1 rRNA gene is annotated in these 592 nt (G+C 56.6%); it reads right to left on the minus strand.

Annotated elements, in window-relative coordinates:
- Positions 1 to 592, minus strand: a 23S ribosomal RNA gene (locus IEX62_RS23605); the annotation flags it as partial.

Below are 592 nucleotides of genomic sequence, written 5' to 3' on the forward strand. Positions count from 1 at the left end.
TCTCATCTTGAGGGGGGCTTCACGCTTAGATGCTTTCAGCGCTTATCCCTTCCGCACGTAGCTACCCAGCGATGCTCCTGGCGGAACAACTGGTACACCAGCGGTGCGTCCATCCCGGTCCTCTCGTACTAAGGACAGCTCCTCTCAAATTTCCTACGCCCACGACAGATAGGGACCGAACTGTCTCACGACGTTCTGAACCCAGCTCGCGTACCGCTTTAATGGGCGAACAGCCCAACCCTTGGGACCTACTTCAGCCCCAGGATGCGATGAGCCGACATCGAGGTGCCAAACCTCCCCGTCGATGTGGACTCTTGGGGGAGATAAGCCTGTTATCCCCAGGGTAGCTTTTATCCGTTGAGCGATGGCCCTTCCATGCGGTACCACCGGATCACTAAGCCCGACTTTCGTCCCTGCTCGACTTGTAGGTCTCGCAGTCAAGCTCCCTTTTGCCTTTGCACTCTTCGAATGATTTCCAACCATTCTGAGGGAACCTTAGGGCGCCTCCGTTACATTTTAGGAGGCGACCGCCCCAGTCAAACTGCCCACCTGACACGGTCCCCGTACCGGATCACGGTACCAGGTTAGAACT

It is taken from the genome of Paenibacillus hunanensis, from assembly GCF_014645615.1.
GTDB lineage: Bacteria > Bacillota > Bacilli > Paenibacillales > Paenibacillaceae > Saccharibacillus > Saccharibacillus hunanensis.